Origin of the sequence: Stutzerimonas kunmingensis, from assembly GCF_032106285.1 — a bacterium.
GTDB lineage: Bacteria > Pseudomonadota > Gammaproteobacteria > Pseudomonadales > Pseudomonadaceae > Stutzerimonas > Stutzerimonas kunmingensis_B.
In genome coordinates, this window is sequence record NZ_DAMCPO010000003.1 from 14246 (window position 1) to 40699 (window position 26454).

At 64.3% G+C, this 26454-nt stretch carries 26 protein-coding genes; 19 read left to right on the forward strand and 7 right to left on the reverse strand.

The features are described from left to right. Positions 1 to 46: 46 nt before the first annotated feature. From RT582_RS03215 to RT582_RS03230, 4 genes are all read left to right on the forward strand, one after another. Positions 47 to 1342: a flavohemoglobin expression-modulating QEGLA motif protein gene (locus RT582_RS03215; protein ID WP_003283839.1), complete on the forward strand. Its 1296-nt coding sequence runs from the start codon at positions 47 to 49 to the stop codon at positions 1340 to 1342. A gap of 42 nt (positions 1343 to 1384) precedes the next feature. After that, complete coding sequence (locus RT582_RS03220) at positions 1385 to 2044, forward strand: Bax inhibitor-1 family protein (protein ID WP_044315256.1); 660 nt, start codon at positions 1385 to 1387, stop codon at positions 2042 to 2044. Positions 2045 to 2106: 62 nt separating this feature from the next. Next, on the forward strand, positions 2107 to 2853 hold the full coding sequence (locus RT582_RS03225) for a TIGR00266 family protein (RefSeq protein ID WP_042926247.1): 747 nt from the start codon (positions 2107 to 2109) through the stop codon (positions 2851 to 2853). A 58-nt stretch (positions 2854 to 2911) separates the two neighbouring features. Continuing rightward, on the forward strand, positions 2912 to 3235 hold the full coding sequence (locus RT582_RS03230) for a hypothetical protein (RefSeq protein WP_014820988.1): 324 nt from the start codon (positions 2912 to 2914) through the stop codon (positions 3233 to 3235). A 68-nt stretch (positions 3236 to 3303) separates the two neighbouring features. Here RT582_RS03230 and RT582_RS03235 read toward each other — a convergent pair whose 3' ends face one another. From RT582_RS03235 to RT582_RS03245, 3 genes are all read right to left on the reverse strand, one after another. Continuing rightward, a complete protein-coding gene (locus tag RT582_RS03235) occupies positions 3304 to 4086 on the reverse strand; it encodes an OmpA family protein (RefSeq protein WP_044315255.1) in 783 nt (260 codons plus the stop codon). Positions 4087 to 4136: 50 nt separating this feature from the next. After that, positions 4137 to 4529 carry a DUF4398 domain-containing protein gene (locus RT582_RS03240; protein ID WP_014820986.1) on the reverse strand — a complete coding sequence of 131 codons (393 nt, stop codon included), beginning with the start codon at positions 4527 to 4529 and terminating at the stop codon, positions 4137 to 4139. Between the two features lie 287 nt (positions 4530 to 4816). Beyond that, positions 4817 to 5167, reverse strand: a complete 351-nt coding sequence (locus tag RT582_RS03245) for a hypothetical protein (protein WP_044315254.1) — start codon at positions 5165 to 5167, stop codon at positions 4817 to 4819. 224 nt (positions 5168 to 5391) lie between these two features. On the opposite strand from RT582_RS03245, the gene ppc reads away from it, so the two are divergent. The 7 genes from ppc (at position 5392) to RT582_RS03280 (ending at position 12630) form a co-directional block, all read left to right on the forward strand. Beyond that, positions 5392 to 8031 carry a phosphoenolpyruvate carboxylase gene (ppc, locus tag RT582_RS03250; RefSeq protein WP_044315253.1) on the forward strand — a complete coding sequence of 880 codons (2640 nt, stop codon included), beginning with the start codon at positions 5392 to 5394 and terminating at the stop codon, positions 8029 to 8031. Between the two features lie 245 nt (positions 8032 to 8276). After that, positions 8277 to 8924 carry an adenylate kinase gene (adk, locus tag RT582_RS03255; RefSeq protein ID WP_041014541.1) on the forward strand — a complete coding sequence of 216 codons (648 nt, stop codon included), beginning with the start codon at positions 8277 to 8279 and terminating at the stop codon, positions 8922 to 8924. Positions 8925 to 9067: 143 nt separating this feature from the next. Next, positions 9068 to 9745 carry a tRNA (adenosine(37)-N6)-threonylcarbamoyltransferase complex dimerization subunit type 1 TsaB gene (gene tsaB, locus RT582_RS03260; RefSeq protein ID WP_044315252.1) on the forward strand — a complete coding sequence of 226 codons (678 nt, stop codon included), beginning with the start codon at positions 9068 to 9070 and terminating at the stop codon, positions 9743 to 9745. Positions 9746 to 9809: 64 nt separating this feature from the next. Further along, a complete protein-coding gene (locus RT582_RS03265) occupies positions 9810 to 10154 on the forward strand; it encodes a hypothetical protein (RefSeq protein WP_014820981.1) in 345 nt (114 codons plus the stop codon). Between the two features lie 74 nt (positions 10155 to 10228). After that, complete coding sequence (locus tag RT582_RS03270; protein WP_044315251.1) at positions 10229 to 11026, forward strand: DUF72 domain-containing protein; 798 nt, start codon at positions 10229 to 10231, stop codon at positions 11024 to 11026. Positions 11027 to 11095: 69 nt separating this feature from the next. Next, entirely contained in the window at positions 11096 to 11788 is a 693-nt protein-coding gene (locus RT582_RS03275) for an extensin-like domain-containing protein (RefSeq protein ID WP_044315250.1), read from the forward strand. A gap of 65 nt (positions 11789 to 11853) precedes the next feature. Further along, on the forward strand, positions 11854 to 12630 hold the full coding sequence (locus RT582_RS03280) for a class I SAM-dependent methyltransferase (protein ID WP_044315249.1): 777 nt from the start codon (positions 11854 to 11856) through the stop codon (positions 12628 to 12630). A gap of 33 nt (positions 12631 to 12663) precedes the next feature. On the opposite strand, the gene RT582_RS03285 is transcribed toward RT582_RS03280, so the two are convergent. Then, a complete protein-coding gene (locus tag RT582_RS03285) occupies positions 12664 to 13299 on the reverse strand; it encodes a TetR/AcrR family transcriptional regulator (protein ID WP_044315248.1) in 636 nt (211 codons plus the stop codon). Between the two features lie 93 nt (positions 13300 to 13392). Between RT582_RS03285 and RT582_RS03290 the strand changes: the two genes are divergently transcribed. Beyond that, complete coding sequence (locus RT582_RS03290) at positions 13393 to 14493, forward strand: efflux RND transporter periplasmic adaptor subunit (protein ID WP_044315247.1); 1101 nt, start codon at positions 13393 to 13395, stop codon at positions 14491 to 14493. 5 nt (positions 14494 to 14498) lie between these two features. Next, positions 14499 to 17579 (forward strand): efflux RND transporter permease subunit, encoded by a 3081-nt coding sequence (locus RT582_RS03295; protein WP_102832576.1) that lies wholly within the window; start codon positions 14499 to 14501, stop codon positions 17577 to 17579. A 31-nt stretch (positions 17580 to 17610) separates the two neighbouring features. On the opposite strand, the gene RT582_RS03300 is transcribed toward RT582_RS03295, so the two are convergent. Beyond that, on the reverse strand, positions 17611 to 18171 hold the full coding sequence (locus RT582_RS03300; protein ID WP_102832575.1) for a TetR/AcrR family transcriptional regulator: 561 nt from the start codon (positions 18169 to 18171) through the stop codon (positions 17611 to 17613). Positions 18172 to 18306: 135 nt separating this feature from the next. Between RT582_RS03300 and RT582_RS03305 the strand changes: the two genes are divergently transcribed. From RT582_RS03305 to RT582_RS03315, 3 genes are all read left to right on the forward strand, one after another. Next, positions 18307 to 18900 carry a glutathione S-transferase family protein gene (locus RT582_RS03305; protein ID WP_044314380.1) on the forward strand — a complete coding sequence of 198 codons (594 nt, stop codon included), beginning with the start codon at positions 18307 to 18309 and terminating at the stop codon, positions 18898 to 18900. Positions 18901 to 18925: 25 nt separating this feature from the next. Continuing rightward, positions 18926 to 19729 (forward strand): hypothetical protein, encoded by an 804-nt coding sequence (locus RT582_RS03310; RefSeq protein WP_044314381.1) that lies wholly within the window; start codon positions 18926 to 18928, stop codon positions 19727 to 19729. A gap of 123 nt (positions 19730 to 19852) precedes the next feature. Beyond that, positions 19853 to 21190 carry a sensor domain-containing protein gene (locus RT582_RS03315; RefSeq protein ID WP_044314382.1) on the forward strand — a complete coding sequence of 446 codons (1338 nt, stop codon included), beginning with the start codon at positions 19853 to 19855 and terminating at the stop codon, positions 21188 to 21190. 27 nt (positions 21191 to 21217) lie between these two features. Here RT582_RS03315 and mapR read toward each other — a convergent pair whose 3' ends face one another. Then, positions 21218 to 22627, reverse strand: coding sequence for a GntR family transcriptional regulator MpaR (gene mapR / locus RT582_RS03320; RefSeq protein WP_044314384.1), 1410 nt, complete (start codon positions 22625 to 22627; stop codon positions 21218 to 21220). Positions 22628 to 22661: 34 nt separating this feature from the next. Next, a complete protein-coding gene (ccoG, locus tag RT582_RS03325) occupies positions 22662 to 24080 on the reverse strand; it encodes a cytochrome c oxidase accessory protein CcoG (protein WP_023446783.1) in 1419 nt (472 codons plus the stop codon). 301 nt (positions 24081 to 24381) lie between these two features. On the opposite strand from ccoG, the gene RT582_RS03330 reads away from it, so the two are divergent. From RT582_RS03330 to RT582_RS03340, 3 genes are all read left to right on the forward strand, one after another. Continuing rightward, positions 24382 to 24747, forward strand: a complete 366-nt coding sequence (locus RT582_RS03330; RefSeq protein ID WP_023446782.1) for a CidA/LrgA family protein — start codon at positions 24382 to 24384, stop codon at positions 24745 to 24747. After that, positions 24744 to 25454: an LrgB family protein gene (locus RT582_RS03335; protein ID WP_023446781.1), complete on the forward strand. Its 711-nt coding sequence runs from the start codon at positions 24744 to 24746 to the stop codon at positions 25452 to 25454. The genes RT582_RS03330 and RT582_RS03335 overlap by 4 nt, the downstream gene beginning before the upstream one ends. A gap of 143 nt (positions 25455 to 25597) precedes the next feature. Further along, a complete protein-coding gene (locus RT582_RS03340; RefSeq protein WP_023446780.1) occupies positions 25598 to 26377 on the forward strand; it encodes a PhzF family phenazine biosynthesis protein in 780 nt (259 codons plus the stop codon). The last annotated feature ends 77 nt before the right edge of the window (positions 26378 to 26454 follow it).

Genomic DNA, 26454 nt, shown 5'->3' on the forward strand with positions numbered 1-26454 from the left:
TGCGGGTATAACCTCAAGGGTACGGGTCATCCGTGAAGAGGGACTGATGAACAGCCGTAACAACCTGGATGAGTATCAGACCATCGTGCGCGGGCTGTCCGACCGCATCGTCGAGGCGCAGACGCCAGTGCGCGTACTGGACGCGGTGAAGTGGGACGAGAATACCCGCCAGGGTTTTTTCGCCGCCAAGGGCCGCGAGCTGCCGAAGATCGATCGCGGCTACTACGAGGGCCGGCCACTGGCCTTCGATTCCAGCGCCAAGAAGCAGGAATTCCAGGACATCGAGCGCGACATCACCCGTCAGCTCGGTCAGTTCAACCCGGTCGGGCAGATCATGCGGCGCATGTGTAAGGAATACCGCATGGTTATCCGCATGCTCGAGGCGCGTGGCACACCGGACTTCGGCATGATCTCCCAGGAGCTCTACGGCGCGGCATCCGACGCCTTCCATGCTGGCGATCCAACCCTGGCCGACCTCGGCCTTATGCTCTCCGACTACCTGAACAACATCGCCGACCGTGGCGATCTGCGTGACGAGCCGAAGAATCTCACCGCGCCGCAGGCCGTCGAGCTGCTGCAGAAGCGGCTGGATGTGGTGTTCGGCGAAGGCGAGGGCGTGATCCGTGTTTTCGAGTCCGACGGCATCCTCGCCGATGCGGCAGCGGGCGCCGACTACATCAAGATCCGCAGCGACGCGCTGTTCAACGAGCGTGACGTGCGCGCGCTGGAGGTTCACGAAGGCCTGGTGCACGTCGGCACCACGCTCAACGGGCAGAACCAGCCGATCTGCACCTTCCTCGCCAAGGGGCCGCCGTCTTCAACGGTTACCCAGGAAGGCCTGGCAATCCTGATGGAGGTGATTGCCTTCGCCTCCTACCCGACGCGCCTGCGCAAGCTGACCAACCGCACCCGCGCCATCCACATGGCCGAGGAGGGCGCGGATTTCCTCGACGTGTTCGCCTTCTTCCGCGAGCAGGGATATGGCGACGACGACTGCTACAGCAATGCCAGCCGGGTGTTCCGCGGCTCGACCCCCGATGGTTTGCCCTTCACCAAGGACCTGTCCTACCTGAAGGGCTTCATCATGATCTACAACTACATCCAGCTAGCCGTGCGCAAAGGCCGGCTGGAGCAGATCCCGCTGCTGTTCTGCGGCAAGACCACGCTTGAGGACATGCGCACGCTGCGCCAGCTGGTGGACGAGGGCATGGTCGTCCCGCCCAAGTATCTGCCGCAGCAATTTCAGGACCTCAATGCGCTGTCGGCCTGGATGTGCTTCTCCAACTTTCTCAATCACCTGAGCCTGGATCGCATCGAAGCCGACTACGCGAACATTCTCTGATCCCGAATATCCGACATCACTCACGCAAGGAAGCGTAACGATATGGAAAACTCCGTCTTTGCCCGGCGTGCGAACCCGATGGATCGCACACTCTCCCCCGCTGCGTATAACCTCGTCATTGGCCTCACGCTCTGTTGGGGCTTCTGGGTCAACTGGTGGATGGTCGGCAACATCCCGGTCGAGTCCATTCGCAGCATCCATCCCTGGCTGTTCTTTGGCGGCTACTTCGCCAGCTGCCTCACCGGCGCCTGGCTGTTTCATCGTTCGAACCAGCCCTGGGTGAGTTTTGTCGGCTACAACCTGGTCGTGGTGCCGTTCGGACTCATCGTCAACCTGGTGGTGAGCCGCTACGACGCCTCTCTGGTGCATGAGGCGATACGCATCACCGCGCTGGTTACCCTGGGCATGATGCTGCTCGGCACGCTGTTTCCGAAGTTCTTCGCCAGCATCGCCGGTGCGCTGACAGTGGCGTTGTTGCTGGTGATCGTCGTCGAGTTGGTCGAGGTGTTCATCCTCGGCATTCATCACGGCGTGATCGACTGGATCGTCGTGCTGATCTTCTGCGGCTATGTCGGCGTGGACTGGGGCCGGGCGAATCAGATCCCCAAGACGCTGGACAATGCGATTGACAGCGCAGCCGCGCTCTATATGGACATCATCAACCTGTTCCTGCGTATCCTGCGCATTCTCGGGCGCAAATAGGCAACGGCGGGACGCTGCCGCATCCTTGCAGCGCCGCAACCCGATCGCTTCAGGAGCTCGCCGTGTCCAGCCACGAACTCGAATACGAAATCCTCGGTCAGTCCGCGCAAAGCGTGGAAATCATCCTCGATCCAGACGAGACGGTGATCGCCGAAGCCGGAGCAATGAACTACATGACCGACGGCGTGCGTTTCGAAGCGCGCATGGGCGACGGTTCGGCGAGCGGCGTGCTCGGCAAGTTGTGGGGCGCGGGCAAGCGCATGTTCACCGGCGAGTCACTGTTCCTCACTCACTTCACCAATGAAAGCAAGGCCAAGGCACGCGTGGCCTTCGCCGCGCCTTATCCGGGCACAGTGGTACCGATTGATCTTGCTGCCGTGGGCGGCAAGCTGTTTTGTCAGAAGGATGCCTTTCTCTGCGCGGCTTATGGCACGCGCATCGGCATAAGCTTCAGCAAGCGCATCGGCGCAGGCTTTTTCGGTGGTGAGGGATTCATCCTGCAGCGCCTGGAAGGCGATGGACTGGCGTTCGTGCATGCCGGCGGCACCGTGATTCGCAAGGAGCTGAACAACGAAACCCTGCGGCTGGATACCGGCTGCCTGGTGGCCTTCACGCAGGGCATCGACTACGACATCCAGCTTGCCGGCGGCCTCCGGAGCATGCTGTTCGGTGGCGAAGGGCTGCTGCTCACCACCCTCAAGGGCACCGGCAGCGTCTGGATCCAGAGCCTGCCCTTCTCGCGCCTGGCCGAGCGGGTCTACGAGGCGACCTCACAGGCCCGCGGTGAAACCCGCGCCGGCGGTAAATGAGCCGCAGGCGACCTTCGAATTTGTCACAATGCGCCTCTTTGCCTCGATGAGACCGTCCATGTCCGAACGCAATCCCATTCCCCTGATCCTGACCGCCATCGGCAGCGTGCTTGGCACGGTTGCGGTGCTGTCCTATTACGGCTACGTGCATATCGCCAAGCCAGAGGATGCGTTGCTGCTGGCTGACTACACCATGCTCAAGACCGTTCCCGGCGAGGATTACCGGGTATCGCTGAAGCCGGCGTCGCAGGTGGCTCAGTGCATCGATGGTGTGCTGGTGCTGTTCGATACCGAACAGAAGGGCCTGACAGGCGTGCTGGTCGACAGGAAGAAGCGCGCCGTGCGCTGCATGGGTCAGGATGCGCCGCAGGAGAGCAAATAAAACAGCCCGTCAGGGCGACGGGCTGCTAAAGGGGCAGGGCATCAGCTCGCCATGCCCACGGTCCGTGGTCACTCCATCGACGAACGTGGCGCGACGCGCTGGCTGTCGTTGGAGATAGTCACCTCGACGCGGCGATTCATCGCGCGGCTGGACGGCGAGTCGTTGCTCGCAACCGGGTATTGCTCGCCATAGCCCACCGCCTGGATGCGCTGTGGATCGACGCCCGCGTGGGTCAATGCGCGGCGCACGGATTGGGCGCGGCGCTCGGAAAGCTGCTGGTTGTAAGAGTCGGAGCCGGTGCTGTCGGTATAACCCTCGACTACCACCTTGCGCTCCGGATTCTCGTTCAGGAACTCAGCGAGCTTCTGGATGCCGCGCATACCGGCCGGTTTAAGTTCGGCCTTGTCCAGGTCGAACAGAACGTCACCGAAGGTCACCAGGGTGCCGCGCTCGGTCTGCTTGGCCTGCATGTCCTCCTGCAGCTTGCGGATCTGCGCGTCCCGGGCTTCGAGGCGGGCTTCGGCGCGCTGCGCGGAGGCCTTGCCGAGATCCTTTTCGGCCGCGCGCAGGGCAATAGTCTGCTCGGCCAGTTCGATGCGGCGCTTGGTCAGGTAGGCCAGCTGATCCACCGTTTCTTCGTCGGCATCGTTCAGATATGCCTTGTTGGCCTTGTCCAGCATGTTGCTGGCGTCCTGGGTTTCCAGGGCTGCGACCTTGCTTGAGCGGGCGTCGCTCTGCAGAGCGGAGAAGCTGCTGCGCGCCTCTTCAAGGTTCTGATTGGGCTGGTTGGCGCAGGCCACTAGGCCGATGCTCAGGGCCAGCATGGTAGGTAGGGTTACAAGCTTGTGCATGACGAGTTCATCCTATTGGCTATAAACGGAATGGCGGGCGTGGCGAGGAATCAGCGAACGTTGCGCATGCCTTCTTCGCGCAATTCCTGAATCCCCTGCTGCGCATCTTCGACGGCCTTCTGAGCCTTCGCCGCTTCAGCCTTGCGTTGGGCTACGCGGGCATCCCATTCGGCCTGTTCGGCCAGCTTGCGGGCTTGTTCGTAGTTTTCTTTCTGCATGGCCAGTTCGGCCTCTTTCCACTTTTCCTGCGCGGCGCGCATTTCCACTGCGGCATACTCGGTACCACCAGCGCTTACGGCGCTGCGCACGGCCGATTCAGTCACGGCGAACTGCTCGGTCGGTGGGTTGCCGGCGCATGCGGTCAGCAGCAGGCCACCAAGTGCAATGGCCGCCAGCTTGGGTAGCTGAAATCTCGAAGCGTGGGTTGCGACAGCTTTGTTCATGGTCAGTCTCCAGTTCGAATTGCTCAACGAATAGCTACCGTCCCTGGCCGGGCAGTGTGCTGAATAGGGCACTACCGATGTCGGGACATATCTTTGTGAGGCCAAATGGCGCTAATCGTTCAGTGAAAGTTGGCGGGCTAGAGCGGTTGTCATCGGGGAATCCGCTACCAGCGCGGTATTAACGGGGTGGGGACTGGCCTGCGCGGGCAGGGCGGGCGTATGCAACAAGGGTGACCTGTGTGATGGCGCCCTGAGCGGGCGCCGAGCGTACAGGGTGCGCTTTCGGGTCAGGCCGGTGGGGTAGAAGACGCTTCCTCGTCGAGCATGCGCTTGAGATGTTTGCGCGAGAGCTCGAGAAAGCGCGGGGTGGGCCCGATGTCTTCGTAGACCGGGTCGCCCTGTTCGTCAGTGGCGATGACCTGGGTGCCGCGCTCATACGGAAGGCTGGTTTCGACGGCTTCGAGGGCCGCACCAACCAGCTCGCCGAGCAGCGCTTCGGTGCTGCGCTTGGGGTACATCTCGGCGAGGGCCGCGAGCCGCGCCGCGCTCTCGACGTCCAGCGGAATGCTGTAGGTTGTCTGGCTCATGTGACCCTTGGCGTCGCGTTCCCAATGGCTGACCAGCTCGGAAATTCTCATGATTACTCCTTTGCCCGCGCTTACGAGCGGTGATGACATGTGCAATCGTGCTGTCCGCAACAGGGTCGTCGGCGTTGACGCCTTGTCATGACCGGATGCGGTGGGCACTCTGGTTGGAGGTAATTTCAGCGTAGCCGTTCAGGATCGTTTTCTCCGCGGCGCGTCTGATAAGCAGCGGCGAGTCGCTCATGTGAAGGCGGCAGCCCAGGAGGAGCAAGAAGGTCATGGCGAAAATCATCGACGCGCGCCTGCGCGACAACGTACACCTGCTTGGCGAACTGCTCGGCAACACCATTCGCGCCCAGCATGGCGACCAGTTCTTCGACAAGATCGAACGCATCCGCAAAGGCGCCAAGGCGGCACGCAAAGGCTCGGCCGAGGGTGCGCAACTGCTGTCCGAGACGCTCGACAGCCTTGACGAGAATGAACTGCTGCCGATGACACGGGCGTTCAACCAGTTCCTCAACCTAGCCAATATCGCCGAGCAGTACCATCAGGTTCGTCGCCGTACGGCAGGCGAGCCGGTACCGTTCGAAACCAGCGTGTTCGCCGATCTGATCGAACGCCTCAAGGCCGCCGGACACGGCGACGAGTTCATTGCACGGCAGGTCAGCCGCCTGGAAATCGAACTGGTGCTGACAGCGCACCCCACCGAAGTTTCACGGCGCACGTTGATCCAGAAGTACGACGCCATCGCCGAACAGCTGGCCGCACGGGACCACACCGACCTCTCCGGCGCCGAGCAGGCGAAGATCGAGCTGCAGCTGCAGCGCCTGATCGCCGAGGTCTGGCACACCGAGGAAATCCGTCGCAACCGACCGACGCCGGTGGAAGAGGCGCGGTGGGGCTTCGCCGCCATCGAGAACTCGCTGTGGAAGGCCGTACCCAATGTATTGCGCCAGACCGATGCGACGCTCAGGCGGACGACCGGGCTGCACCTGCCACTGGAGGCCGCGCCGATCCGCTTCGCCTCCTGGATGGGCGGCGACCGCGACGGCAACCCGAACGTGACCGCGATGGTATCCCGCGAAGTGTTGCTGACTGCGCGCTGGGTGGCTGCCGATCTGTACCTGCGGGAGATCGAAGGGTTGATCACCGCATTGTCGATGAGCGAAGCCAGTGAGGAACTGCTGCGTCTGACCGGTGATTCGGCCGAGCCGTACCGGGTCCTGCTCAAGCCCCTGCGTCAACGCCTGCGGGCGACCCGGGAGTGGGCGCGAGCAGCCATCGAGCATGGCCAGCCGGCTCCGGCGGAAGTGCTGCAGGACTGCGCCGAGCTGCGTCGGCCGCTGGAACTCTGCTACCGCTCGTTGCATGCCCGCGGGATGGGCATGATCGCCGATGGCGCGCTGCTTGACTGCCTGCGGCGACTGGCCGTGTTCGGGCTGTTCCTGGTACGGCTGGACATTCGCCAGGACGCGGCACGGCATGCCGCAGCGCTGGCGGAAATCACCGATTACCTCGGGCTGGGCGACTATCAGGCGTGGGACGAGCAGCGGCGACTGGACTGGCTGCAGCTTGAACTGGGCAATCGCCGCCCGCTGCTGCCGGCGCATTATCATCCGTCGGCCGATACCGCCGAGGTGCTCGCCACCTGCGCGGTGATCGCCGAGGCGCCAGCGGCGTCACTTGGCTCCTATGTCATTTCCATGGCCCATGCGGCCTCCGATGTACTCGCCGTGCAGTTGCTGCTCAAGGAAGCCGGCCTGCAGCGACCGATGCGTGTGGTGCCGCTGTTCGAAACCCTGGATGACCTGAACAACGCCGCGCCGATCATCGACCGCCTGCTCGCGCTGCCCGGGTATCGCCAGCGTCTGCATGGCCCGCAGGAGGTGATGATCGGCTACTCCGACTCGGCCAAGGATGCTGGCACCACTGCCGCCGCCTGGGCCCAGTACCGCGCTCAGGAACGGCTGGTGGACGTATGCCGGGAGCACGACGTCGAACTGTTGCTGTTCCATGGCCGCGGCGGCACCGTGGGGCGTGGCGGTGGCCCGGCGCATGCGGCGATTCTGTCGCAGCCGCCGGGCTCGGTTGTCGGGCGCTTCCGTACCACCGAACAGGGCGAAATGATTCGCTTCAAATTCGGCTTGCCGGACATCGCCGAGCAGAACCTCAACCTGTACCTCGCCGCGGTGCTCGAGGCGACTCTGTTGCCGCCGCCGATGCCCGAGGCCGACTGGCGTGAGACCATGGATCGCCTGTCCACCGAAGGGGTGGCGGCCTATCGTGGCGTGGTACGCGAGCATCCGCAGTTCGTCGATTACTTCCGCCAGGCGACACCCGAGCTGGAACTGGGCCGTTTGCCGTTGGGCAGTCGCCCCTCCAAACGTCGCGAGGGTGGGGTGGAAAGCCTGCGGGCGATTCCCTGGATTTTCGCCTGGACGCAAACGCGGCTGATGCTGCCCGCCTGGCTTGGGTGGGAGCAGGCGCTGCAGAGCGCACTGACGCGCGGCGAGGGCGAGCGGCTGGCCGAAATGCGTGCGCGATGGCCGTTCTTCACTACGCGCATCGACATGCTGGAAATGGTGCTGGCCAAGGCCGATGCCGATATCGCAAGGCGTTACGATGAGCGCCTGGTGCAGCCGGAACTGCTTTCCCTTGGTAGCGATTTGCGTGACCGATTGTCGCAGGTGGTCGGCGCTGTGCTGAGCGTGACCGGCCAGGCCGATCTGCTCGACCACAGCCCGAAGACCCAGGAGGCGTTCAGTCTGCGCAACACCTATCTTGATCCGTTGCACCTGCTGCAGATAGAACTGCTGGCTCGCTCAAGGCAGCAGCAGAACCCGGCAGACAGCCCGCTCGAGCAGGCGCTGCTGGTCAGTGTGGCGGGTATCGCGGCGGGCTTGCGCAACACGGGCTGAAGTGGCGGTTCCCGGCGCTCAACGGCTGCGCGATGCGTAGTCGTTGAGCGCAACTCGCGTCGAATCGCGACATTTATGCGGGTCGATAGACGCTTTCGGGACGGCTTGTGCCGCCTCGGTGCGCTGTGTATCGTGTTCAACCTTTTGTCGCATGGCGGCAAACCAGAATTTTTGATTCGTCAGCGAAGAGCCACTCCGGCCCGCTGGCAGGATCGCCCCCCTTCTAAGAAACTCGAGGACTCATCATGCGTGTGATTCTGCTGGGAGCGCCCGGTGCCGGAAAAGGTACCCAGGCTGGCTTCATTACCAAAAAATTCGGTATTCCGCAGATCTCCACGGGCGACATGCTGCGTGCCGCAGTCAAGGCGGGCACCGAGCTGGGCCTCAAGGCCAAGAGCGTGATGGATGCCGGTGGCCTGGTTTCCGATGACCTGATCATCAACCTGGTCAAGGAGCGCATCGCGCAGCCGGATTGCGCCAATGGCTTCCTCTTCGACGGCTTCCCGCGCACCATTCCGCAGGCCGAAGCTTTGAAGGAAGCAGGCGTGCGCATCGATAACGTGATCGAGATCGCCGTGGACGACGAGGAGATCGTCGGCCGCATCGCGGGTCGCCGTGTGCATCCGGCTTCCGGCCGCGTCTATCACACCGAGCACAACCCACCGAAGGTTGCTGGCAAGGACGACGAAACCGGCGATGAGCTGATCCAGCGCGAAGACGACAAGGAAGAGACCGTGCGTCATCGCCTGTCCGTCTACCATGCGCAGACCAAGCCGCTGGTGGACTTTTACCAGAGCCTGGCAGCCGCGGAAGGCACGCCGAAGTACAGCTGCATCGAAGGTGTCGGTTCGGTGGACGAGATTACGGCCAAGGTGTTCGCTGCACTGAGCTGATCGAAGCTGCCTGGCACGAGCGATAGAAATGCCCGTATCGAAAGATACGGGCATTTTTTTGCCCGGAGATCAGGACAGGCGCGAAAGAACCCGCTCCGCGAATACGTTAGAATCGGCGCCTTTTTACCGACCGGACCGACCCGATGACCACTCTGCTGGCCCTGGATACTGCCACCGAAGCCTGCTCAGTCGCGCTGTTGCACGACGGCAAGGTGCTGAGTCACTACGAGGTGATTCCGCGCCTGCATGCCCAGCGGCTGCTGCCGATGGTGCAGACGCTGCTCGGCGAGGCCGGGGTTGCGCTGTCCGCGGTGGATGCCATCGCTTTCGGGCGGGGGCCAGGTGCCTTTACCGGCGTGCGGATTGCCATCGGTGTGGTGCAGGGCCTGGCGTTCGCGTTGCAGCGGCCGGTGCTGCCGGTTTCGACCCTCGCGACCATTGCCCAACGGGCCTGGCGTGAGCACGGCGCAGCGCAGGTCGCGGCGGCCATCGATGCGCGCATGGACGAGGTCTACTGGGGCTGTTATCGCGAGCAGGCCGGGGAGATGCAGCTGGTCGGCAGTGAGGCCGTGCTACCGCCCGAGCAGGCCGTGCTGCCGCGCGATGCAGGTGACGACTGGTTCGGCGCCGGTACCGGCTGGGGTTACGCCGAGCGGATAACCGCGGCCGTACGTGCGCACGACGCCGGGATGCTGCCGCATGCCGAAGATCTGCTGAGTCTGGCTAGTTTCGCCTGGCGCCGAGGCGAGGCGCTGGAGGCCGATCAGGCCCAGCCGGTCTACCTGCGGGACAATGTTGCGACGCCTAAAGGGATCAAATGACGAGGAACGTTGCCAAACTCCTGGCTGCCCGTTAGAGTCGCCGGGCCTCTGATCGAGTCCAATGATGCGCGTCGAAAGCTCCTTTCCCGTTCCCTATTCAACGGATCGTTCTGCCCGTACCGGCAGGGCGGCGGATAGCTATGGGGAAACGCAGCGGGTCGCGCAGGCGCAGCGCGGGGTCGACAGCCGCTCCGGTCAGGATTACCAGCCCCAGGCTGATCGTCCGCAGCAGCGGGTCAATTCCAGCGCGCTGGTCGAACGCTACTCCGCATTCCGCTATGACGAGCCGCAGCCCGAGCGCCCACTGACCAGTCGCGTGGCCCAGGCGCTGGCCAGCTACGCCAGCACCGCCAGCATGAGCGTCGAGTTCGACGGCGCAGAGGTGCTCGGGCTCGACCTCTACGCCTGAGGCGGTTCGATCTGCCAGAGCTTCCCTATTACATCGGTTGTCCCTCTTGGAACGAGAGTGCCTGGCTCGGCTCGTTGTACCAGACGGCTACGCCGGCTTCCGATTTCCTTGCCGCCTACTGTTCCACCTTCAATACAGTCGAGGGCAATACCACGCTGTACGCCTGGCCATCGGAGCAGAAGGTCCAGCGTTGGGCCGGCGAGATGCCCGAGAGCTTCCGCTTCTGTGCCAAATTTCCCCGCGATGTCAGCCAGGCCGGCGATCTGCGTGCGGCGCTGGAGCAGGCACATGCCTTCCAGCGGCTGTTGCTGCCATTGGGGCGAAGGGTAACGCCGTTCTGGCTGCAACTGCCCGCCAGCGTTGGGCCATCCAGATTGAGCGAGCTTGCGGCGTTCATCGATGGCTTCGACGCAGCGCTGGCGATCGAGGTGCGGCATCCCGGATTCTTCGACCGAGGGGATGGCGAGCGCGCGTTGAACCGATTGCTGCGTGATCGCGGCATCGAGCGCATCTGCCTAGATACCCGCGCGCTGTTCAGCTGCCACTCTCACGACCCCGCCGTGTTGCATGCGCAGAGCAAGAAGCCGCGTCTGCCGGTACGCCCGGTGGCATTCAGCGATTCGCCGCAGGTGCGCTTCGTCGGTCACCCCGAGCTGGAGACGAACGACGCATTCATGGCGCCCTGGCTGGACAAGGTGGCTGGTTGGATCGAGGCCGGCAAGACGCCGCACGTCTATCTGCATACCCCCGACAATCATCGTGCGCCCGAGCTGGCGATGCGTTTTCACGGCTTGTTGAGCGAACGCTTGCCCGGCCTGCCGGCCCTGCCTGCATTGCGCCCTGCGCCGCAGATGTCCTTGCTGACCGACTGAGCGAGCGGTTTCGACCAGTTTTGTAAAACATCCCTTTCAACTTCGCGGGTTGGCTGTTGCCCATAAGGAATGACCTTTGGCCGCTTCTTTCTTCTCCTGTTGCTGCTGCTTGCCGGCTTCGCCCTGGCGGTGCGGCAGGATCTGATCGACATCCCGCCGCGCTGGAACCCCTGGGCGCCGCTGGATATCCGTGAGCCGCCAAACCTGTTGACGCCACTCAAGCTACGGCGCCTGCAGCAGGACCGAACGCTCTGCGAACAGGCGCTCGCCACGGCGCCGCTGCGTTATTCATCCGTGCCGGACAGCACGCCGGAGCCCGGCTGTCCGGTCGAGAACAGCGTTCGGGTGCAGGGCTCGGACGTGCGGTTCAACGGACCTTTTCTCGCCACCTGTCCGCTGGCGGCGGCATATGCGATGTTCGAGTTGCACGGGCTTCAGCCGGCGGCCCAGGCAGTATTCGAGCAGCCGGTGGTGCGCATTGATCACTTCGGCAGCTTTGCCTGTCGCAACATCGCCCGCAGCAACCGCCGCAGCCAGCACGCCAGCGCCAATGCGCTGGATATGGCGGGCTTTCGCCTTGAGGATGGCACCCGCATCACCGTGGCTCGGGACTGGCAGGGCGAGGGCGACAAGGCGCGTTTCCTGCGGCTGGTTCGCGATGCGGCCTGCGATGCGTTCAACGTGACGCTCGGGCCGGAATACAACGCGGCCCACCACGACCACTTTCACGTCGACATGGGCGGCTTCGGCATGTGCCGCTGAACGCTCGCGCGCAGCCTGGAATGCTCTGGCACAATGCGCGGCTTTCCATCACCGCTGGATGCCCCATGTCCGCATGCAACCCTGTGGTTCGAGTCGAACCGCTGACTCCTCAGTTCGCCGCTGCCGCCCATCAATGGGCGCAGCGTCTCGACTTGCCGGAAATTCAGGACGCGGCCGAATTCGCTTTGCAGATTGGCGCGGACGGCTTGCAGCTGCAGTTGCTCGAGGCGCAGGCACCGGGGCCGGTACGGGTGGATTTCGTCGAGGGGGCCGCAGCGCACCGGCGTCAGTTCGGTGGTGGCAGTGGGCAGATGATCGCCAAGGCCGTGGGCGTCCAGCCCGGTATCCGGCCACGGGTGCTGGATGCTACAGCGGGGCTCGGGCGCGATGCCTTCGTGCTGGCGACGCTGGGCTGTGAAGTGAGCCTGATCGAACGCCAGCCGCTGATTGCCGCGCTGCTGGAGGATGGTCTGGGTCGCGCGACCGGGGACGCCGAGGTGGGTGCTATCGCCGCGCGGATGACCCTGCTCAAGGGCAATGCCATCGAGCTGATGACGCAGTGGCAGGGGGAGGCGCCGCAGGTCATCTACCTCGACCCGATGTTTCCCCATCGCGACAAGAGTGCGCTGGTGAAGAAGGAGATGCGCCTGTTCCGGCCCTTCGTCGGCGACGATATGGACGCGCCGGCACTGCTGGCCGCGGCCCTGGAGCTGGCCAGCCATCGTGTGGTGGTCAAGCGTCCGCGCAAGGCGCCGGCAATCGAAGGCGCCAAGCCCGGCTACAGTCTGGAAGGAAAATCCAGCCGCTACGATATCTATCCGAAGAAGAAGCTTCAGGGCTGATTCCGCAGTCCGCGAACCTTTCGCTTGCTCAGTTCAGCGGCGGTAGGCGCGCAGAAATACACTCACCGCGTCCCGCACGTGCAGGTTGCCTTCCTCATCGGTTGGCGCTTCGGCATAGCCGACCAGCAGGCGGAAATGCTGGGCACCCTTGATCAGCGAGCAGAAATGCTCGGCGGCGCGCAGTGGGTCGTCGATCTCCAACAAGCCCAGCGCGTCGGCCCTGCTGAACAGCTGTTGCAGATCGCACAGTAGCTGTTGCGGGCCGGCATCGAAGAACATCTTCACCAGCCCCGGATTCTGCGTCGCCATTGCCACCATCACCCGATGCAGGCCGATGGACTCGGGGCTGTTGACCAGTTCATTGAAGGCGCCGCCAATCGCCAGCAGCAGCTCTTCGATATCGCAATCTTCCTCCACCTGAAACAGCCGCCTCGGCAAGCGTGTCTCGCAGGTGGTCTTCACGGCTGCGCTGAATAGCGCTTCCTTGTCCTTGAAATGGCTGTACAGCGTGAGCTTGGAAACGCCAGCTTCGGCGGCGATGGCCTCCATGCTGCTGCCTTCGTAGCCGTTGCCGAGGAACAACACCTGCGCGGCAGTGAGGATCGCCTCGCGCTTGGCGGGGTCCTTCGGGCGACCGGGGCCAGGCGATACGGAATGGATTTCTGTCATGGGCGTTTTAATAGTGGACTGGCTGGTACGGTATTTTTACTATACCGCGCAGTATAAGTATTCCAATCCGCTTCGCGACAGAGAGACTTCATCGTGTTCCGACATGCCTTGTCCCTTGCCTCTATGTTCGGTTGTGCACTTGTTCTAGTCGCCTGCGGCAATGGCGAGCCGCCGCAGCAACTGCCTCGTCCGGTCATGGTGGTGCAGCCGCAGCCGGCCAGCGAAGCACGCGAGAGCTATCCCGGCGAAGTGCACGCGCGCTACGAGCCTGAGCTGGCCTTCCGCATCGGCGGCAAGGTCGTCGAGCGGCTGGTCGAAGCGGGCGACCGCGTACGCAAGGACCAGCCCCTGGCACGTCTAGATCCGCAGGACGTGCGGCTGCAACTGGACGGCATGCGCGCGCAGGTGGCGGCCGCAGAAGCCAATCTGCGCGTTGCCAAAGCGGAACATGACCGCTACAAGGCGCTGCTCGGTCGCCAGCTGGTCAGTCAGTCGCAGTTCGATAACGCCGACAACGCCTATCGCGCCGCGGCTGCCCGTCTGCAGCAGGCACGCGCCGAATTCGATGTGGCCAGCAATCAGGTCGATTACGCGGCACTGCGCGCCACCAGCGACGGCCTGATCGCGCAGCGCCGAGTCGAGGTGGGGCAGGTGGTCGCCGCGGGGCAGACCGCGTTCGTGCTGGCGGCCGATGGCGAGCGGGAAGTGGCCATCGATCTGCCGGAGCAGTCGCTGGAGCGCTACCGGGTTGGCCAGGAAGTCGAGGTCGAACTCTGGTCGCAACCGGGGCGCCACTATCTCGGCAAGATCCGCGAACTCTCGCCAGCCGCCGATGCGCAGTCGCGGACCTATTCCGCGCGTGTTGCCTTCAGCGAACAGGAGGTGCCAGCCGAGCTGGGACAGAGCGCGCTGGTGAGCATTCGCCGCGATGGCGAAGTGTCGCTGGCGGTGCCGCTGTCAGCGCTGAGTGCGGAAAAGGGCCGGGCGCATGTCTGGCGGCTCAGAGCCGATTCCACCGTCGAGCGGGTCGAGGTTCGGACCGGGCCCTTCGGCGAACAGCTGGTGCCGGTCCTCGAAGGGCTGGGCGCCGACGACTGGATTGTCCTGGCCGGGGTGCAGATGCTCAGCGATAACCAGCCGGTTCGCCCGGTGGATCGCCACAATCGCCCCGTCGAGCTGGCCGCCCAGGAGTAATCGCGATGCGCTTCAATCTCTCCGCCTGGGCGCTGCAGAACCGGCAGATCGTCGTCTACCTGATGCTGCTGCTGGCGATCGTCGGCGCGCTGTCGTACAGCAAGCTCGGCCAGAGCGAGGACCCGCCATTCACCTTCAAGGCCATGGTCATCCAGACGCAATGGCCGGGCGCTACCGCCGAGGAAGTGTCGCGCCAGGTCACCGAGCGCATCGAGAAGAAGCTGATGGAAACCGGCGAGTACGAGCGCATCGTCTCGTTCTCCCGACCGGGCGAATCCAATGTCACCTTCATGGCACGCGACTCGATGCGCTCGAAGGACATTCCCGACCTCTGGTACCAGATTCGCAAGAAGATCGGCGACATCCAGCACACCTTTCCGCCCGGTGTGCAGGGGCCCTTCTTCAACGACGAGTTCGGCACCACCTTCGGCAACATCTACGCCCTGACCGGCGACGGTTTCGACTACGCGATCCTCAAGGACTACGCCGACCGCATCCAGCTGCAGCTGCAGCGGGTCAAGAACGTCGGCAAGGTCGAGCTGATCGGCCTGCAGGACGAGAAGATCTGGATCGAGCTCTCCAACGTCAAACTGGCCACGCTTGGCGTCCCGCTGGAAGCCGTGCGCCAGGCGCTGGAGGCGCAGAACGCGGTAACGGCTGCCGGTTTCGTCGAGACCATCAGCGATCGGGTGCAGCTGCGCGTCACCGGCAGCTTCGAGACGGTCAAGGAGATTCGTGATTTCCCCATCCGCGTTGCTGGCCGCACCTTCCGTATCGGTGATGTTGCCGAGGTACATCGCGGCTTCAACGACCCGCCCGCGCCGCGCATGCGCTTCATGGGCGAGCCGGCACTGGGGCTGGCGGTTTCGATGAAAAGCGGTGGCGACATCCTGGTGCTGGGCGAGGCACTGGAGCAGGAGTTCGCCCGCCTGCAGCAGGAGCTGCCGGCGGGGATGCAGCTGCGCAAGGTCTCGGATCAGCCCGCTGCGGTGAAGACCAGCGTAGGTGAGTTCGTCAAGGTGTTGATCGAAGCGCTGGTGATCGTATTGCTGGTGAGTTTCTTCTCGCTAGGCGTGCGTACCGGGCTGGTGGTCGCGCTGTCGATTCCGCTGGTGCTGGCGATGACTTTCGCCGCCATGAGCTATCTGGACATCGGCCTGCACAAGATCTCCCTTGGCGCCCTGGTCCTGGCTCTCGGGCTGATGGTGGACGACGCGATCATTGCGGTGGAGATGATGGCGATCAAGATGGAGCAAGGCTACGACCGCCTCAAGGCCGCCAGCTTCGCCTGGACCAGCACGGCATTCCCGATGCTGACCGGCACGCTGATCACCGCGGCGGGTTTCCTGCCGATCGCCACTGCCAATTCCAGTACCGGCGAATACACCCGTTCGATCTTCCAGGTGGTCGCCATTTCGCTCATCGCGTCCTGGATCGCCGCGGTGATGTTCGTGCCGCTGATCGGCGAAAAGCTGCTGCCGGACCTGGCCAAAAAATCGGCACACAAGCACGGCGCAAGCAGTGAAGGCCACGATCCTTACGCAACGCCGTTCTACCAGCGCGTACGGCGCGTGGTGACCTTCTGCGTGCGCCGGCGCAAGACCGTTATCCTGCTCACCCTGGCGATCTTCGTCGCCGCGGTGGTGCTGTTCCGTCTGGTGCCGCAACAGTTCTTCCCCGCTTCCGGCCGTTTGGAGCTGATGGTCGATCTCAAACTGGCCGAAGGCGCCTCGTTGAAGGCGACCGAAGCAGAGGTGGCGCGGCTGGAACAGCTGCTCAAGGAACGGGCCGGCATCGACAACTATGTGGCCTACGTCGGCACCGGCTCGCCGCGTTTCTACCTGCCGCTGGACCAGCAGCTGCCGGCGACCAGCTTCGCCCAGTTCGTCGTGCTGGCCGACAGCATCGAGTCCCGCGAGTCCCTGCGCGCCTGGCTGATCGAACGCATGCGCGAAGATTTCCCGAGCCTGCGCGGTCGCGTGACGCGGCTGGAGAATGGCCCGCCGGTGGGCTATCCGGTGCAGTTCCGTGTCACCGGCGAGCATATCGACGTGGTGCGTGGGCTGGCTCGCCAGGTCGCTGCCAAGGTCAATGAGAACCCGCACGTGGCCAACGTCCATCTGGACTGGCAGGAGCCGAGCAAGATGGTCCGGCTCAACGTCGATCAGGATCGTGCCCGTGCGTTGGGCGTGACCACCGCCGAGCTGTCCGGCTTCCTGCGGCGCACCTTCACCGGCAGCAGCGTCAGCCAGTTCCGCGAGGACAATGAGCTGATCGAGATCCTCCTGCGCGGCACCGAGCGCGAGCGGCTCGAGCTGTCGATGCTGCCGAGCCTGGCGATTCCCACCGAGAGCGGGCGCAGCGTGCCGCTGTCGCAGGTGGCGACGCTCGAGTACGGATTCGAGGAGGGCGTGATCTGGCATCGCAACCGCCTGCCGACGGTCACCGTGCGCGCCGATGTGTACGGAGAGCAGCAGCCGGCGGCACTGGTGCGTGAGATCGAGCCGACCCTGGCCGACATCCGGGATCAGTTGCCCGGCGGCTATCTGCTCGAGGTCGGCGGAACGGTGGAGGACTCCGAGCGCGGCCAGCGTTCGGTGAATGCCGGCATGCCGCTGTTCGTCATCGTCGTGCTGACCCTGTTGATGGCGCAGCTCAAGAGTTTCTCGCGCTCGGCCATGGTGTTCCTCACCGCGCCGCTGGGCATCATCGGTGTTGCACTGTTCCTGCTGCTGTTCGGGCAGCCGTTCGGCTTTGTGGCGATGCTCGGCACCATCGCGCTGTCGGGGATGATCATGCGTAACTCGGTGATTCTGGTGGATCAGATCGAGCAGGACATCGGTGCCGGTCAGGCGCGCTTCACCGCTATCGTCGATGCCACGGTGCGCCGCTTCCGGCCCATCGTGCTGACCGCGCTGGCGTCGGTGTTGGCGATGATTCCGTTGTCGCGCAGTATCTTCTTCGGGCCAATGGCGGTGGCGATCATGGGTGGCCTGATCGTCGCCACGGCGCTGACGCTGCTGTTCCTGCCGGCCCTGTATGCCGCCTGGTTCAAGGTCCGGGAAGACGAAGCCGGCACCCTCTGAACGGCATCTAGGCGCGCCCGCTGCGGCGCGCCTAGATGCCGGCGGCTTCGAGCAGTCGTTCGGCGGCGACTTTGGCATCCCGCGCCTGCTCGCCCGGGCCTTCGATGTGCGCCATGCTCAGCGCGCCTTCGAGCAGGTACTGCAGCTGGCGCGCCAGCTGCAGCGGCTGTGGCGCATCCAGGCGTTCCAGCAGCTCGCGAAGGTAGGCCAGCAGTTCTGCCTTGTAGGCGGAGGAGCGGCGGTGAATCGGGTGGTCGCGGTCGTGATATTCGGCCGCTGCGTTGATGAACAGGCAGCCGCAGAAGGCGTCGTTGCCGTGAATCATTCCGTGCAATCCATCGAAAATTCCCAGTAGCGCCTCACGCGGCGGCAGTCTGGTGGCACGCTCGCGCAGGCGCGTCAGCATCAGCTCGTGGCGCGCTTCCAGCACGGCCAGGATCAGCTCGTCCTTGGACTTGAAGTGCTTGTACAGCGTCATCTTGGCCACGCCGGATTCGGCCAGGATGCGATCGATGCCGGTGGCGTGATAACCCTCGCGATAGAACAGACTCTCTGCGGTGTTGAGCAACTGGTCGCGCTTGTTCGATGCCATGGATACCTCCTGTGGTTCGACATTATGCGGGAGCGCTCGCGGCTTGCTCCAGTTGGGATGGATTTGCGTTGGTGCTTGCAGTGTACAGACAGGTCTGTCTATTATCCAGTCGCAGCCAATCACGAGGGCAACACCATGAAGCTTTACGACCTGACGCTATCCGGCAACTGCCACAAGGTTCGTCTGTTTCTCAGCCTGATCGGCCAGCCGGTGGAGCTGGTGCCGGTGAATCTGCTTGCGGGCGAGCACAAGCAGCCGGCGTTCCGTGAAATCAATCCGCGCGGACAGATTCCGGTGCTCGAGGACGGCGATTTTCGACTTGGCGATTCCCAGGCAATCCTGGTTTATCTGGCCCAGCGCTATGCCAATGAGTGGTATCCGCAGGACGCCGAAACCCAGGGCCACATCGCCAACTGGCTGAGCTTTGCCGCCAACGAGGTGCAGCATGGCCCGGCCACCGTGCGTCTGGGCAAGCTGTTCGGCCGGCCGATCGACGAGCCTCTGGCGCAGGCACGTGCCGCCAGCGCCCTGCGTACGCTCGAGCGGCACCTTGCGCAGCACGCCTGGCTGGCGCAGACCAGCGAACCGACCATCGCCGACATCGCCGTCTACCCCAACGTCGCGCTGGGCGGAGACGGCGGGCTCGATCTGGCTGCCTATCCGGCGCTGCAGGCCTGGTTCGCCCGCGTCCGCGCGCTGCCGGGTTATGTCGGCATGCCGGGGTTGTGACGCCATGAACGTGCAGAATGGTCGGATGCCCGGCGAGCTGGACCGGCACCTGGGCCGGCGGATCGGAGTATCGCTGCTGCTGGTGATCGGGCTGGCAGTCTCCCTGTTTGGCTTCGTCGAGGATGCTTCGGCTGCGCAAGGGTTGCGCTTCAGCCTGGTGAAGACGGCGCAGAGCGACAGTGGCGACTTCTTGCTGGGACGGAACGGTTGGCAGGAGGCGCCGCCCACGCAGCACATCGCGATTCTGATCGAGCATCGCGGCAGCCGCTTGCTGTTTGGAACCGGGCTCGGTAGGCAGATCGACGCGCAGCTGGACGCCGAGGTGCCCTGGCGAATCAAGCGCTACGCGGACGTACGCCCGGTGCGCGATCAGCTGGAGGGGGACGGACTGGAGATCGATCGTATCGTGCTGGGGTGCGTGCGCTGGGAGCACGCTTCGGGGCTGGTCGACTATCCCGAGGTACCGGTATTGGCCAGCGCGGACAGCCTGGGCTATCTGGAGGCTGCCACGCCGCCAGCGGTGTTGCCCAGTCAGTTTCGCCACCCGGTCCGCTGGCAGTCGCTGGAGTTCCAGGCGAGCCCTTATCGGGAGCACCGTCGTAGCCTGGATCTGTTCGGCGACGGCCAGGTCGTGCTGGTGCCGCTGGATGGCCATGGGGCGGTCGGCCTGTTCCTCACGCTTGCCGATGGCCGCCGCTTCTTCTTTCGCGGCGACCGACTGGAACGGGACGCCGGCGATGCGCTAGAGAACGTTATCGCGCTGCAGGATGCCAACACCCAGGCTTCGCTCGGCTTCTATCCGCGCTGGGTGGAGGGAGCCGGACAATAAAAAAACAGCGCAGCGGCTGCGGATTTGGGCGATGCTTAGGGCATGGGAACGAGCGATCAGCCGCGCGACGGCGCCGCCCCGATCGCCAGGCCCGTGCCCAATGGCCGAAGTAGGTCTGCCGCTGTGAAGACGGATAGCTACGCGCCTCTTGCGAGTGTCATCGATTTGTTGCTGGATGCCATCTGCGTGGTCGATGCGCAGGGCAACTTCGTCTACGTCAGCGCCGCCTGCGAGCGCATCTTCGGCTACACCCCGCAGGAGATGCTCGGCAAGCGGATGATCGAGATGGTCTATCCCGAAGACCGTGCCCGGACCCTGGCCGCCGCCAAGGAAGTAATGGCTGATCAGCCGCTGCTGCACTTCGAGAACCGTTACGTGCGCAAGGACGGCGGTGTGGTGCACATCATGTGGTCGGCCTGCTGGTCGACCGATAACAAGCTGCGCATCGGCGTGGCGCGCGACATCACCCAGCGCAAGCAGTCCGAAGCGATGCAGGCGGCGCTCTATTCGATCTCCGAGGCGGCGCACGGGGCCAAGGACCTCGCAGCGCTGTATCAGCAGATCCATCTGACCATCGCCCAGCTGCTGCCGGTGGACGATTTCATCGTGGCCATCCGCAATGCTGCCAGCGGCGAGCTGAGTTATCCCTACCAGGCGCTGGCGCTCGATTCGACCGGTCTGCCAGCGGAACCCGCGGCGTCCCTGTGCTTTTCCGTCCTGCATGGCGCGCAGCCGTTGCGCTTCAATGCGGACTCGATGCCAGCGCTAGCGCTCCCGCTCGGTGATGGGGATACCCATGCCTGGTGGCTGGGGGTGCCGCTCAGTTCGAGTGAGGGGGTGATCGGCGTGCTGTTGCTCAAGAGCACGGCCGCGCCCTACACCGAGAAGGATCAGGAGCTGCTGCAGTTCGTCTCGATGCAGGTGGTCACGGCAATCGAGCGCAAGCAGCTGTATGCGCGACTGCACCGGATGGCGCAGTACGACGAACTCACCGGCCTGCCGAATCGCGCCTGTTTTCGCGATCGCCTGGACACCGCCCTGGCGCGGGTGCGGCGCAATGGCGGACGCGTCGCCTTGCTCTACGTGGATCTGGATCGCTTCAAGCAGGTCAACGATACCTACGGCCACAGCGGCGGCGACCAGCTGCTGCGCGCAGTGGCCGATCGCCTAACGCACTGCGTGCGCGACACCGATACCGTGGCGCGGCTGGGTGGCGATGAGTTCGTGGTGCTGCTGGAAAGCATCGCCGAGGCAGAGGATGCCCGCCGCGTCGTCGACAAGATCCGCGCGGCCTTCGAGCAGCCGATGCAGATTGCCGAGCACAGTCTCGATATCGGCTTGAGCATCGGCACCGCGCTCTATCCCGAAGACGGTGATGCGGAGGCCCAGCTGCTCAAGCAGGCCGACGACCGCATGTATCTGATGAAGGCCCGTGGCGGCCAGCCGCAGGATTGCGACTGAAGGTCCCGGACATATCGTCACCGCGCCTCAGAACGACTTCAGCATCCTGCCCAGCAACTTCATCGCCTGCTCGCTGCGGGCGTCCCATGGATGGCCGTGATTCAGCCGCGCGCAGTTGCGAAAGCGCTGGGTCGCCGAAAAGATCGGCCCTGGCGCCAGGCTGATGCCCTGGGCCAGCGCCAGTTGCAGCAGCTGCAGCGAATCCACCTGCTCGGGAAATTCGAACCACAGAAAGTAGCCGCCGCTGGGCCGGGTGACTCGCGTGCTCGCAGGGAAATGGCGGGCCGCGGAGGCGAGCATCGCACCCTGCTGCATCTCCAGCGCATGGCGCAGCTTGCGCAGGTGACGGTCGTAGCCGCCGTGCTGCAGGTAATCGGCAATGGCGGCCTGCGCCGGCACGGAAGGGGAAATGGTGGTCATCAGCTTGAGCCGGGCGATCTGCTCGGCATAGCGACCGCCGGCAACCCAGCCGACCCGGTAACCGGGCGCGAGACTCTTGGAGAACGAACCGCAGTGCATCACCAGACCTTCGCGATCATGGCTTTTCACCGGCTTGGGCGGCTCGCGGGTGAAGTAAAGCTCGGCGTAGACGTCGTCCTCGATCAACGGCACCTGGTGGCGCTGCAACAGCTCATAGAGCTGCTGCTTCTTCGCCTCGCCCATGCTCGCGCCCAGCGGGTTCTGCAGGCTGCTCATGAACCAGCAGGCCTTGATCGGCAAGTGCGCGAGGCGATCGGCGAGGATGTCGAGGTCGATGCCTTCGCGTGGGTGCACCGGAATCTCCACCGCCTTGAGCTTGAGCCGTTCCAGTACCTGCAGCGTGGCGTAGAACGCTGGCGCCTCGATGGCCACCAGATCACCCGGTTCGGTTACCACCTGCAGGCAGAGGTTCAGAGCCTCCATCGCACCGGTGGTGATCACCAGTTCGTCCATCGGCAGCATCACACCGCTGACCATGTAGCGCAGGGCGATCTGCCGGCGCAGGTCCGGGTTGCCGGCGGTCATCTCGGCAATCACCTCGCGTGCCGGCATGTCGCGCACGCTCTGTGCCATCGAGCGCGCCAGGCGCTGCAGGGGAAACAGCTCGGGACTGGGAAAGGCCGAACCGAAGGGCACCGTGGCCGGGTCGCGCAGCGAGGCGAGCACCGAGAACACCAGCTCGCTGACGCCGACATCGGTGGTTTCCGCCGGACGCAGGCTGATGTCCGGTTCGTGCAACGGGCGCTTGGCATGTTCGCGGACGAAATAGCCCGAACGCGCCCGCGCCTGGATCAGCCCGCGGTCTTCCAGCAGGTAGTAGGCCTGGAACACGGTGGACGGGCTGACGCCGTAGGTGCGGCTGGCGTGGCGCACCGAGGGCACCTTTTCTCCCGGCGCGAGCACGCCACTGCGGATCAGTTCGGCAATCTCGTCGGCGAATTTCTCGTAGCGCTTCATCGTGTCCGGGCCGTGGCGGTTGGGCATGGCCAGTCTACTGGCGTAGCGCCGCGATGGGGGCGACGAAGGTGCTCGGTGTACTCACCCGGCTGCTCGGCTCGGCCAGGTCGCTGACCTCGAAACGCAGCTCGCGGCTGAAGTCGCGGGCGTTGTCGAGCAGCGCAACGCTGACCGGCAGGTCGGCGATCTCGCCCGGGGCCAGGGCGATCTCGCGCGGTCCCTGCAGTGCGAACGGCCCGCCTTCCAGCCCGAGCGCGTAGCGGCGCGCTTGCTGGGTCTTGTTGATCAGCTTGAGGCGGTACATGTTTTCGATCTGCCCCTGCATGTTCTCGCGGTACAGCGTGCGGTCGCGGGTGACGTCCAGCTGCAGCTGCGGCCGCGCGTCCAGTGCCCAGACGAAGGCGGCGATCATCGCCGTCATCGCCACGGCATATCCGATCAGGCGCGGCCGCAAGAGGCGGGTGGCGCCGCCTTTGAGCGCGCGTTCGGAGGTGTAGCGCAGCAGGCCGCGAGCGTAACCCATCCGGTCCATGACGCTGTCGCAGACGTCGATGCAGGCACCGCAGCTGATGCAGTCCAGCTGTAGGCCGTCGCGGATGTCGATGCCGGTGGGGCAGACCTGCACGCACAGCGTGCAGTCGACGCAGTCACCGAGGCCTTGCGCGCGCGGGTCGCTGCCCTTGCGTCGCGCGCCGCGGTTCTCGCCACGGGCTGTGTCGTAGGAGACGAGCAGGGTATCGGCGTCGAACATCACGCTCTGGAAGCGCGAGTAGGGGCACATGTGCAGGCACACCTGCTCGCGCAGCCAGCCGGCGTTGATATAAGTCGCGGCAGTGAAGAACAGCAGCCAGAAGGCGGTGGTGGCACCGACCTCGAAGCGGGCGAGGTCGGCCACCAGTTCGCGCACCGGGGTGAAATAGCCGACGAACGCCATCGCCGTGGCCAGGCTGATGGCCAGCCATAGCGTGTGCTTGGCGGCACGGCGCAGCAGCTTGGCGGCCGACCAGGGCGCGGCGTCGAGCTTGATGCGCTGCAGGCGATCACCCTCGGTGATCTTTTCCACCCACATGAACATCCAGGTCCAGGTGCTCTGCGGGCAGGCGTAGCCGCACCAGATGCGTCCGGCCAGCACGGTGATGAAGAACAGGCCGAACGCGGCGATGATCAGAATCGCCGAGAGCAGGATGAAATCCTGCGGCCAGAAGGTGGCGCCGAAGATGTGAAACTGCTGCCGGTCCAGATCCCACAGCACCGCCTGGCGCCCGTTCCAGTTCAGCCAGACGGTGCCGAAGTAGAGCAGCATCAGCAGCGCGCCGCCCAACAGGCGCAGGTTGCGGAACCGGCCGCTGAAACTGCGCGTATGAATGGGCCCGCCGCCCTGCGCGGGCGTCAGGCGGATCGGTTGGCTGGGATCAACGGTTTCGATGATCTGCGCGGGTATGCGGTCGGTCATTAGGCTTCGCCCCATAGGCATTTCAGGCGAAGCGGATGATCCCTGCCAGTGGTGCTGCATAACAGACTCAGATGAACAGCCAAAATACAGATCAGATGAGCATCGGTTGCCTGCCCTGCAACGTCTTCGGACAATGGGTTGACCTGCATCAGTGGAACGTTTCGGGATCGGCTGATCTGCTTTTTTAGTGCCAATCTGCATCTGTTGCGCCGCTGCCAACAAAGCCATAGTCGAAACCTTTTGCCACGCACTGAGGAGCTGTCGTCATGATTTCTGACCTGCCGTCAATGGAGCGCCGCCGATGATTCTCAAGGGCCTGACCTGGCTGGTGCTGCTGCAACTGTTCGGCAACCTGATCAATCTGGTGCTGCTGCCGGCATTGCCTGGGCCAATCATCGGCATGCTGTTGCTGTTTGGCCTCCTGTTGCTGCGCCGCAGCATTCCCGAGTCGCTGGAGAAGACCGCGGCGCTGCTGCTGCAGTACCTGCCGCTGCTGCTCATCGTGCCCGCCGCCGGAATCATGACCAGCGGCGCCGCGCTGCTGGATGACCTGCCTGCCATCGCCGCCGGGCTGGTGCTGTCGTTGCTGATCACCGTGCCGTTCTGCGGCTGGCTGATGCAGCGACTGATTCGCCGGCTCGATCTCAAGCGGGAGGATCAGGCATGACGGTTCTCGACTGGCGCACGGCCTGGGCGGCCGTCGTGGTGCATCCGCTGTTCGCCGTGGCGCTGACGCTGATCGCTTTCAAACTCGCGCTGATGCTCTATCGGCGTAGCGGCTGGTTGGTTCTGCAGCCGGTGATGATCGGCATGCTGCTGGTAGTCGGCACGCTCACCCTGGTGGATTTGGAGTACGCGCGCTACCGCGAGGGTGCCTCGTTGATCGCCATGTTGCTGGGGCCTGCAACCGTGGCGCTGGCGGTGCCGCTGCATCGTCACCTCAAGCGGATTCAGCAATTGTTCTGGCCGATCGTCATTACCCTGGCTGTGGGCGGCGTGCTCAGCGTGGTGCTGACGCTGGTGATCGCCTGGGCGCTGGGCGCGCAGCTGCCGGTGCTGATGAGCCTGGCGCCGAAGTCGGCGACCATGCCCATCGCCATGCTGGTGGCCGAGCAGCTCGGTGGACTGGCCTCGCTGGCGGCGGTGTTCGTCATGCTCACCGGCGTTATCGGCACCGCGTTGGGGCCGCTGTTGCTGCGCTGGGCAGGTGTCGAGCATCCCGCCGCGCGGGGCCTCAGCTATGGCATCAACGCGCATGCCATCGGTACGGCGAGGGCGTTGGAAGAGGGTGACGAATGCGGCGCTTTCGCCGCGCTGGGCATGAGTCTGCTGGGCATCCTGATCGCGCTGCTGCTGCCCTTTGCCCTGGGCTGATGCGCGGCGCTGCCGAAAGTAGGTGAACCGGACGGATTCCGGGCCCTTCAGCCTTCACGCACCACTGGCTAGCACTCCGTCCGCCCGGTTAGAGTAGGCAGCGGTCGCTTGACCGTGCACAGGGTGCAAACATGAAATTGCGGATGTTCCAGGTCGATGCCTTCACTGCCGAGCGCTTCAGGGGCAATCCCGCGGCAGTGATACCCCTGCAAACCTGGCTGCCGGACGCGCTGATGCAAGCCATCGCCGCCGAAAACAATCTTTCTGAAACGGCCTTTTTCGTACGCGAAGCGGACGGGGCGTTTCACATCCGCTGGTTTTCGCCACTGACTGAAATCGACTTCTGCGGCCATGCCACGCTGGCCAGCGCCTTTGTGCTGCTGGAAGCGGGCCTGGCTCAGGCACCGCTGACCTTCCGCGCCGCCGCTGTGGGTGACTTGGCGGTGCAGCGACGGGCTGATGGCATGCTGGAAATGAGCTTCCCCAACCGCGCGCCGGAACCGGTTGCCGAACCGCCGGCGGCATTGTTGCAGGGGCTTGGGTGCGAGCCGGAAGCGGTGCTGTGCAGTCCGCAGGCATGGTTCGCCGTCTACCGTGACGAGCGCGAGGTCAGGGCGCTGGCGCCCGATCTGCAGGCGCTGCGCACGCTGGCGCCACTGGATGTGGTAGTGACCGCGCCGGGACGCGAGCAGGATTTCGCCTCCCGTTATTTCTGGCCAGCCAACGGCGGCGACGAGGACCCGGTCACCGGCTCCATCCATGCCGGGCTTGCGCCGTACTGGGCCGAGCGGCTGGGGCGTAACGAGCTGGTGGCGCTGCAGGCGTCGAAACGTAGCGGCATCCTGCACTGCCGGGTCGAAGCGGATCGTGTGATGGTGGCCGGGCAGGCCGTGCTTTATCTCGACGGCACCATCGAACTTTAAAAATTGTCTTCAACCCATTGCGATCGGCTTTCACAGGCGGCGCGATGGGTGTGCCTGTGTGTGGCTGATCGGTTCTA

Excerpts from the sequence above, each read along its gene's own strand:
- RT582_RS03230 (WP_014820988.1), top strand. The coding sequence starts at position 2,912 with ATGTCCGAACGCAATCCCATTCCCCTGATCCTGACCGCCATCGGCAGC.
- RT582_RS03280 (WP_044315249.1), top strand. The coding sequence starts at position 11,854 with ATGTCCGCATGCAACCCTGTGGTTCGAGTCGAACCGCTGACTCCTCAG.
- RT582_RS03295 (WP_102832576.1), top strand. The coding sequence starts at position 14,499 with ATGCGCTTCAATCTCTCCGCCTGGGCGCTGCAGAACCGGCAGATCGTC.
- RT582_RS03285 (WP_044315248.1), bottom strand. The coding sequence starts at position 13,299 with ATGACAGAAATCCATTCCGTATCGCCTGGCCCCGGTCGCCCGAAGGAC.
- RT582_RS03265 (WP_014820981.1), top strand. The coding sequence starts at position 9,810 with ATGCGCGTCGAAAGCTCCTTTCCCGTTCCCTATTCAACGGATCGTTCT.
- RT582_RS03220 (WP_044315256.1), top strand. The coding sequence starts at position 1,385 with ATGGAAAACTCCGTCTTTGCCCGGCGTGCGAACCCGATGGATCGCACA.
- tsaB (WP_044315252.1), top strand. The coding sequence starts at position 9,068 with ATGACCACTCTGCTGGCCCTGGATACTGCCACCGAAGCCTGCTCAGTC.
- adk (WP_041014541.1), top strand. The coding sequence starts at position 8,277 with ATGCGTGTGATTCTGCTGGGAGCGCCCGGTGCCGGAAAAGGTACCCAG.
- RT582_RS03340 (WP_023446780.1), top strand. The coding sequence starts at position 25,598 with ATGTTCCAGGTCGATGCCTTCACTGCCGAGCGCTTCAGGGGCAATCCC.
- RT582_RS03235 (WP_044315255.1), bottom strand. The coding sequence starts at position 4,086 with ATGCACAAGCTTGTAACCCTACCTACCATGCTGGCCCTGAGCATCGGC.
- RT582_RS03300 (WP_102832575.1), bottom strand. The coding sequence starts at position 18,171 with ATGGCATCGAACAAGCGCGACCAGTTGCTCAACACCGCAGAGAGTCTG.
- RT582_RS03215 (WP_003283839.1), top strand. The coding sequence starts at position 47 with ATGAACAGCCGTAACAACCTGGATGAGTATCAGACCATCGTGCGCGGG.
- ppc (WP_044315253.1), top strand. The coding sequence starts at position 5,392 with ATGGCGAAAATCATCGACGCGCGCCTGCGCGACAACGTACACCTGCTT.
- RT582_RS03275 (WP_044315250.1), top strand. The coding sequence starts at position 11,096 with ATGACCTTTGGCCGCTTCTTTCTTCTCCTGTTGCTGCTGCTTGCCGGC.
- mapR (WP_044314384.1), bottom strand. The coding sequence starts at position 22,627 with ATGAAGCGCTACGAGAAATTCGCCGACGAGATTGCCGAACTGATCCGC.
- ccoG (WP_023446783.1), bottom strand. The coding sequence starts at position 24,080 with ATGACCGACCGCATACCCGCGCAGATCATCGAAACCGTTGATCCCAGC.
- RT582_RS03330 (WP_023446782.1), top strand. The coding sequence starts at position 24,382 with ATGATTCTCAAGGGCCTGACCTGGCTGGTGCTGCTGCAACTGTTCGGC.
- RT582_RS03310 (WP_044314381.1), top strand. The coding sequence starts at position 18,926 with ATGCCCGGCGAGCTGGACCGGCACCTGGGCCGGCGGATCGGAGTATCG.
- RT582_RS03305 (WP_044314380.1), top strand. The coding sequence starts at position 18,307 with ATGAAGCTTTACGACCTGACGCTATCCGGCAACTGCCACAAGGTTCGT.
- RT582_RS03335 (WP_023446781.1), top strand. The coding sequence starts at position 24,744 with ATGACGGTTCTCGACTGGCGCACGGCCTGGGCGGCCGTCGTGGTGCAT.
- RT582_RS03245 (WP_044315254.1), bottom strand. The coding sequence starts at position 5,167 with ATGAGAATTTCCGAGCTGGTCAGCCATTGGGAACGCGACGCCAAGGGT.
- RT582_RS03240 (WP_014820986.1), bottom strand. The coding sequence starts at position 4,529 with ATGAACAAAGCTGTCGCAACCCACGCTTCGAGATTTCAGCTACCCAAG.